Annotated in this window: 5 protein-coding genes, 2 pseudogenes and 1 other annotated feature; of the genes and pseudogenes, 3 read left to right on the forward strand and 4 right to left on the reverse strand. The window is 67.5% G+C overall.

What is annotated here, in order from left to right:
- The first annotated feature begins 399 nt into the window (after positions 1–399).
- Positions 400–516, forward strand: a sequence feature (AL1L pseudoknot).
- A gap of 69 nt (positions 517–585) precedes the next feature.
- From ACYVG5_RS21195 to ACYVG5_RS21205, 3 genes and pseudogenes are all read left to right on the forward strand, one after another.
- Positions 586–723, forward strand: a pseudogene (locus ACYVG5_RS21195) (IS3 family transposase); the annotation flags it as partial.
- Positions 724–821: 98 nt separating this feature from the next.
- Positions 822–1,010: pseudogene (locus ACYVG5_RS21200) on the forward strand (hypothetical protein); the annotation flags it as partial.
- On the forward strand, positions 971–1,231 hold the full coding sequence (locus tag ACYVG5_RS21205) for a hypothetical protein (protein ID WP_246631156.1): 261 nt from the start codon (positions 971–973) through the stop codon (positions 1,229–1,231). The pseudogene ACYVG5_RS21200 and the gene ACYVG5_RS21205, both read left to right, overlap by 40 nt.
- A 170-nt stretch (positions 1,232–1,401) precedes the next feature.
- Here ACYVG5_RS21205 and ACYVG5_RS21210 read toward each other — a convergent pair whose 3' ends face one another.
- The 4 genes from ACYVG5_RS21210 to ACYVG5_RS21225 form a co-directional block, all read right to left on the reverse strand.
- Complete coding sequence (locus ACYVG5_RS21210; RefSeq protein WP_222050757.1) at positions 1,402–2,154, reverse strand: gluconate 2-dehydrogenase subunit 3 family protein; 753 nt, start codon at positions 2,152–2,154, stop codon at positions 1,402–1,404.
- A gap of 41 nt (positions 2,155–2,195) precedes the next feature.
- Positions 2,196–3,878 carry a GMC family oxidoreductase gene (locus tag ACYVG5_RS21215; protein ID WP_222050758.1) on the reverse strand — a complete coding sequence of 561 codons (1,683 nt, stop codon included), beginning with the start codon at positions 3,876–3,878 and terminating at the stop codon, positions 2,196–2,198.
- 290 nt (positions 3,879–4,168) lie between these two features.
- Complete coding sequence (locus ACYVG5_RS21220; RefSeq protein ID WP_222050760.1) at positions 4,169–5,980, reverse strand: sigma-54-dependent Fis family transcriptional regulator; 1,812 nt, start codon at positions 5,978–5,980, stop codon at positions 4,169–4,171.
- Positions 5,981–6,403: 423 nt separating this feature from the next.
- Positions 6,404–6,844, reverse strand: a complete 441-nt coding sequence (locus ACYVG5_RS21225; protein WP_460683527.1) for an SRPBCC family protein — start codon at positions 6,842–6,844, stop codon at positions 6,404–6,406.
- Positions 6,845–7,207: the final 363 nt, after the last annotated feature.

Genomic DNA, 7,207 nt, shown 5'->3' on the forward strand with positions numbered 1-7,207 from the left:
GGACCCCGTTCGAAGCGCTCACCGACCACCGGGCTGCGGCAACCGCCACAGCGTGATCAACCCGAGGACCTGTCCACGATCCTTGACACAGCCCAGTCCGAGTCATTCAGCGAATGACGCTGATGTGCATGTCCTCATGGCCCCTGACAAGTTCAAGGGATCCCTGTCGGCGGTAGAGGCTACTGAGCACCTCGACGCCGGTCTGTCCCGGACGGCGCCGGAGATCCACGCGTCCCGCCCCGGGGTCTGATGGAGGTTCTCGATCCCGTGGGGATGAGAGTCATGGCGGCACCGAGGAAGTACCCCGACGAGCTGCGTGAGCGGGCGACGCGGAAGGCGGTGGACGCTCGGCGTGACCCGGCGACTGCGCCGGGCGAACGCGATCCTCAAGACCGCCTCGGCGCTCTTCGCCCAGGCGGAGCTCGACCGCCCGCAGCGGTGATCGTCGAGTTCATCGACGCCGATCGGGACGAGCACGGGGTCGAGCCGACCTGCGAACAGCTGCAGATCGCCCCGAGCACCTACTACGCGCACCGGCCCCGGCCGCCGTCGGCACGGTCGGCCAGCGACGCGGCGACCACGGCAGTGATCGAGCAGGTGCACGCCGAGAACATCGGCGTCTACGGCGCCCGGAAGGTCCACGCCGAGCTGCGCCGGCAGGGCCACCGGGTGGCCCGGTGCACCGTCGAGCGGCTGATGCACGCAGCCGGGCTCCGCGGCACCACCCGGGCGAAGGGCCCGCGGACCACCGTGTCCGGGCACCGGCCCGGACACCCGGCTGAACCTGGTCGACCGCGCGTTCACCCGCGACCGGCCCCGACCAGCTGCGGGTCGCCGACATCACCTACTGCCGCACCGTCTCCGGCTGGGTCCACGCCGCCTTCGTCATCGACGTCCACTCCCGCCGGGTGGTGGGCTGGCAGCTGTCCCGCTCGCTGCGCACCGACCTGGCCGGACGGACGCGCTGGAGATGGGCATCTGGACCCGCCGGCGCGCCGGCCGCGACGTGACCGGGCTGATCCCCCACTCGGACAAGGGCGTTCAGTACGTCGCCGTGCGCTACACCCAGCGCCTCGCCGAGGCCGGCGCCGCCGAGTACATCGACTGGTTCAACCCCCGGCGCCTGCACGGCGAGATCGGCCTGATCCCACCGGCCGAGCACGAGGACGACTTCCACCGGCACACCACCGCGGCGACGACTGTCGCCGCGTCAGTTCCGAGCCTCCAGTGAACCCGGGGCGGGACAGTGATTGATCGTCTCGCACGAGCTGATGGCCGCCATGTGCCCGAGCTGCTCTCGCGGACAGGCCGCACGCACAAGGACGCATCCGGTGAGCGTCGAGCACGCTCACCGGATGCGTCCGTCTGTGGGCAGCTCCCGCCGCCGTCACGGGCGAGCGATCAGTCGGTCCACCCGAAAGGCCGACCGTCAGCCGCCACCAGTTCAGGGGCGACTACCTCGTAGTGGCCCTCCTCGAGGTACTGCATGGTGCTGTAGCGGCCATCCCGCGTCTCGGCGATCGACTTCGGGCCAGGGAAGTCGATGACCTTCCAGCCGATGTGGTCCCTATTTCCTCCATAGACCGGATCGGCATAGAAGCCTTGGCGGGTGTGCAACACCAGCGTCTCGAAGAAGTTCAGCGAATCGTCGGTCACCGGCTGACTCAGCACGATGGACTTGCCTTGGCCCGGCTCGGACCGCTCGATGCTGATGCCGAAGTTGCCGTGCGCCAGACCATCCGTGACCGCCACGTCCTTCGACACCGACGTCGGCAGGAACCGGTTCGGCTTCGGCGCGCCGGAGATCTCTGCCAGGACCTCCTCCTGCTGCTCCTCGGTGGCGTCCGCGAAGTCCTGCCCGTACGCCTCCCGGCTGAGCTCGTCGAGCTGGACCAGGCCGGTCCGGTAGCGCTCCTGCAGCATGGCGTTGCGCTGCGACCACGCCTGCGCCTGCTCCCCCTCGAGGCGCATGAAGCCGCTGCCATAGGCATTGGCGTAGATGTAGTCGGTCCCGCACAGGTAGCGGTCGATGAAGCCGACCACCCCCGCCTCGCGCGCACCCGGGTCGTGGTCGGTCGGGATGATGCGCGCCGTGGCCGCATCCATCGTGCGCCACTGGTGCGCGTCGAAGAAGCGCCCCTGGGTCTCGTTCATGTCTGCACCTCGTTCGGTCATCGCTTGCTCCACCGTGCCGTTCAGCCGACGGAGACGAGCTGCTGGGCCGCGGAACCGACGACGCCCCGACCGCGCTGCTGGGCCAGGCGCTCGGCGCATCGCCAGGCGATCGCCATGATGGTCAGGGTCGGGTTCACTCCCAACGAGGTCGGGAACACGCTGCCGTCCATGACGTAGAGGTTGTCGACGTCGTGCGCCTGGCCCCACTTGTTGAGCACCGACGTCGCCGGGTCGTTCCCCATGCGCGTCGTCCCCATCTCGTGGTTGCAGTTGCCGGTGATGTCGTTCATGTAGACCGGCATGACGCTAGAGGCTCCACCCGCCTGCAGGATCTCGACGCACTTGTCGACGATCCAGGTGCCCTGCGCCAGGTCGTTCGCATGCGGCTTGGCGGTGATGCGTGCCACGGGCACACCCCAGGCGTCCGTCACGTCGGGGTCGAGGTCGACCATGTTGTTGTGCTGCGGCAGGTCCTGGACGGGCACGCCGACCTTCATGCTGTGGTTGAAGAAGTCGCGGTCCGCGTCCTTCCCGGCCTGACCCCAGGAGGGCTTGCCCGGGAAGTTGTAGTTGACCGGGTGGCCGAGGATCGAGCCGGACACCACCGCACCCAGGATGTGCGGGCGGCTCATGTCGGTCTTGTAGAACTCGTAGGTGGCGCCGTTGATGTAAGAGCCACTCCAGCCGCGAAGCGGCGGGTGGTTCTCCTTGTCGAAGACGCCCACGGCGAAGATGTACTCGTGGGCCGTGAAGTTGCGCCCCACGAGCCCACTGCTGTTCGCCAGCCCGTCGGGGAAGAGGTTCGACTTCGACATGAGCAGCAGCCGTGCGCTCTCGATGCCACCGCAGCACACGACGACGGCCGAGGCCCGCTGGTGGATCTCACGCCCGTCCTTGTCGACGTATAGAACGCCGTTCGCCTTGCCGTCCTTGCCCACGGTGATCTCACGGACGTAGGACTCCGGGCGAAGGTCCAGCCGCCCGGTCGCCAACGCCTCCGGGATGAAGGACTGCAGGGTTGTGGACTTGGTCGTCGTAGGGTCGCCGTACTCCTGCCAGAACCCGGAATGCACGCTTGCTTTGCGGCCCTTGTGCTGCGTGGTGACCAACGCCTGAGGGAGTGGAAACGCGTTGTAGTCGAGCTCGCCGCAGCCCTTGTAGAAGGCCTTGCCGTATCCGCTCAGCGGAACCGGGGGGCAGGGAAACCCCGCGCTGCGGTAACCGTCGTACTTGTTGCTGCCCGCCAGCCCCGAGGCGCCGAACTCCCACTCGACCTTGGTCAGGTAGGGCTCGAGCTCGTCGTAGGTGAACGGCCAGTCGACCAGGCTGGCACCCGGGATGTCGCCATAGATGCTCCGGGGACGCAGGTCGTCCGGAGTGGGGCGCGGGAACCAGCCGTTCCAGTGCGTGGTGCCACCGCCGACCATCTGCGGCGTCGGGGAGAAGCGAGTGACCTCGGCCTTCTCCGACGCGTGCCGGCGCTTCGTGCGGGGCTTGAGGAGCGTGTCCTGCCAGAGGAAGTTGCGGTTGATGTACTTGATCTCATCGCCGGAGAACTCATCCGGCTTCATCCACGGACCGCGCTCGAGACAGACGACGTTGACGCCCGCCTCGGTCAGGACCTTTGCGGCCGTACCGCCGGCTGCGCCAGCGCCGATGATCACTACATCGGCCGGATCGGGCAGGGTACGCGCGACGCTCATTCATCCTCCTTGATGGACCTGAGGGGGTCGACAGGGACTCGCCTGGCCGTGCGGCTGCGAGTCGCCCTTCAGACGGTCGTTTTCTTGCAGAGCGGATACTAAGTTTTGCTATACGGAAAGCGCAAGGGGTTGCGGGCGCGTCGGATGGGGGGCCGGAACCCCGCTGTCCGGCGGGACGTCGCATGGTCTGACCAACGATCGGCGCTGTCCCCTGCCTCATCCCGGCGACGGCCACCACTGGCCGCTCATCCCTCCGTGCCACACCCGGGTAGGCGCCGCAGCCTCAGGAGTCAGAAGTTGGTCCTGTCGAGGGCGATCCCATAGGAGCGGATCTTGCGGTAGAGCGTGGCTCGCGACACACCCAGGAGATCGGCCGCCTCGCTCTTGTTCCCTTCCGCATGCTGGAGCGCCGACGTGATGGCTGCCAGCTCCGCCCGCTGCATCTGCGAGAGTCCCCGACGAGGCGCCTGACCACGAATCTCTTCCGGTAGCTCGCGCGCACTGATGTCCCCGACCCGACGGGTAACCAGGACGCGGCGGACGAGGTTCTCCAGTTGGCGGACGTTCCCGGGCCAGTCCAGCCGGGCCAGCGTCTGGATCGCGTCGGGCAGCCACCGGACCTGAGCCTGGGGTGCGTGCCTACGGGTGAGGGTCGCCACCAACGCCGACAGTTCGGCCGTGCGTTGCCGGACCGCAGGGATGGTCACAGGAGCGACCGCAAGCCGGTCGATCAGCGGGCCGCCTGGCATCGAGCCGTCAGTGACGGTGAGCGTGGCCGCCAGTGAGGTCTCCCTGATCCGGTGGGTGTCCATGACGCTGCACATCGCGCGGGCAGCCTGCTCGTCCAGACACTCGACATGCCGTAGCACCACAACGCCGCCTGCGTTCTCGCACAGCGTCGACTCGACCGCTCCAACCCACCGCGACACACCGTCGAGCGATTGCCGAGCCCCGTCGAAGACCGTGATCGGGGATGCGTTCTCGCCTCCCAGCACCTGCTCGACCAATGTCATCTTGCCTACACCCGGCTCCCCCACGACCAGGAGCGGCAGGCCGGCCTTGCGCGCGTCACATCCCGCCGTGCGCAGGCGAGCCCAGGTATCGGTGACCTGAACCGAACGTTCTGATCGGGACACGTGTGAGCCGCGAACGGCCGTGTGCTCACCAGCTTCTCGTCGATTCGGCGGCCGACGCTGCTGCACGATCTCCATCAGCGCACCGATGACGGCACGACCTTCCTGGACGGGCTGGCAACGCAGGGCCACCGACCCACCGTCACCGAGGGGCAGGACCGTGTCCTGGCCTCGGTGCTCCTCCATCGCCGCGGAGGCGTACTCCCAGAGCTGGACCTGCCCGACCTGGTCGAGGACCCGCGCAGCAGCGGCATTGCTGATGACGATCTGGTCGTTCAGCACGATGATCGGGCGGCTGCTGCGCTTCTCGGCCGACAGGAACTGCTCGAGCAGGACACGCTCGTTCCGAGAGCTCTTCAAGTACAAGCGACGCTCGATTGCCTGCGCAGCCTCTAGCACGAACGGCAACATCAGGTCGTTGGCTTCGCGCGCACGACAAGTCAGATTGAGGACACCCTGCACCTGGCGGGTTATCGGATGCCGGATGGGGGTCCCGACGCACGTGTGGTCGAGCCAGACGTCCGCAAAGTGCTCGGCCCCTTCGACCAGGACCGGGCGCCCCTCCTCCAGTACGGTTCCGATGCCGTTGTTCCCCGAGATGGACTCGTCGACCAGGAAGCCAGTCGTGGCGTGCTCTCTCTCGAGATGGCCGAGCACCTGCCTGGTACCCGCCCAGTGCTGGACCAGGAGGCCAGTACGGTCTGCGAGCAGCATGCTGACCGACGTTCCGGACAGTCGGTCGAACAGCTTTGACAGGACCGGTGTGGCAGCCAGCACCAGCTGGCCCTCGGTCCCCTCCTTGCCGACATAGAACGGCGCAAGACTGTCTGGTTTCACTCCACTGCTGACACAGCGCTGCCAGGCCATGGCGATCTCCGGCCGCACGATCGTGTCCTCGGGCAGGTCGCGGGACTCGAGTAGACGGTCTCGCGCCGAGCGCAGGTGATCGATGGACGGAAGGGACAGCATCGAGCCTCCACGAGTGATGCGACAGCGATGACGCCACATGTGAGCCAACGCACTGTGACTCCCCCGATGTCGCGCGGAGTGTCTCATCTTGCGACACCGTGACAGCCTTGCCATGCCCTGACACCAGGAAGGGCCCGGATCCCAGCGAGACCTGCCCTCGTCCCCGAGTTTGCCGTTGACGGACACGTCGCTCGGCCGGCACGCGTCACCACAGCTGGAGGAGTTGCCGGAGCATCGTGTCGACGGCGCCTGAAACTGACCCCCTGGCGGCAGGCGGCGACCGTGCCGATGCGGGACTTCAGCAACCTCCAGTACTCGGACTCCAGATCGAGTCGACGCTTCCGGCCCCGTCGCCCCACGCGCACACCCCTCACCTACCAGGTGTGTTGCGACAAGCCGTAGAACCCGCCTGCCGCCAGGGGGTCAGACTTCGCCCGCCGTTAACAAGCATCGGCCGTTGACTGCTGCCGCGTAGGTCGAACACAGCACGGGACTGCCCTCGGTTCGGTGACTCCTTGCCTGTGAGGCTGCGGCCCTGCTGTAAGGATCAGCACCGTGTGCCCAAGCCGATCCCGCCGCCGACCGGTGGTGCGGACGCCCGGGCCGGAGGCCACCCAGGTGAACGAGCGGCTCGGCTCGAGCTCCGTCACCACATACTCGGTTGGGGGATCCGGGGCTGCTCCACCCCGGACCCGGGACCCCGACGGCGAGCGGCCCGTCGTCCAGGCGTCGAACCGAGGTCACCGTCGGCGCCCACTCCGGCCACTGTCCGACCTCCCGCAGCACCTCCCAGACCTGCTCGACCGACGCCTCGACATCGATCGTGGTGCTCTGCTCCACCGGGCCATCCTCCTCCGCAGCCACTTATCGCCGTGAAGATGGCCGACGGCTCGGTTTCGAGCTGTCCTCGACCCGCCCGTCCGTCCTTCCGATTCATCGCCCAGGGCACCTGCGCCTCCGATGCCGCCGCTCGACCGCCCCCTTCGATCGGTACTGGTGACATCAAGATCGCGAGCCTGCACACGTCTTGCATCTCGGGTCGTGCAACTCGTTGTGACAACTCCGTCGACTGCGCCGCGCGCTCGGTTACAGCGCTTCCCGCACCTGAAGGCAAGCCGTGTGACGGCTACTGGGGTGTACCAATGATCTTGGACAGTGACTCGCTGCTGAGAGGATCTGTCCATGCCAGAGCAGCGGCGAAGGTTCAGCCCGCAGTTCAAGGCCGAG

Source organism: Modestobacter lapidis (assembly GCF_054780755.1).

What these genes read in the sequence shown, in the direction of transcription:
- ACYVG5_RS21210 (WP_222050757.1), bottom strand. Translation starts at nt 2,154, where the DNA reads ATGAACGAGACCCAGGGGCGCTTCTTCGACGCGCACCAGTGGCGCACG.
- ACYVG5_RS21220 (WP_222050760.1), bottom strand. Translation starts at nt 5,980, where the DNA reads ATGCTGTCCCTTCCGTCCATCGATCACCTGCGCTCGGCGCGAGACCGT.
- ACYVG5_RS21205 (WP_246631156.1), top strand. Translation starts at nt 971, where the DNA reads ATGGGCATCTGGACCCGCCGGCGCGCCGGCCGCGACGTGACCGGGCTG.
- ACYVG5_RS21215 (WP_222050758.1), bottom strand. Translation starts at nt 3,878, where the DNA reads ATGAGCGTCGCGCGTACCCTGCCCGATCCGGCCGATGTAGTGATCATC.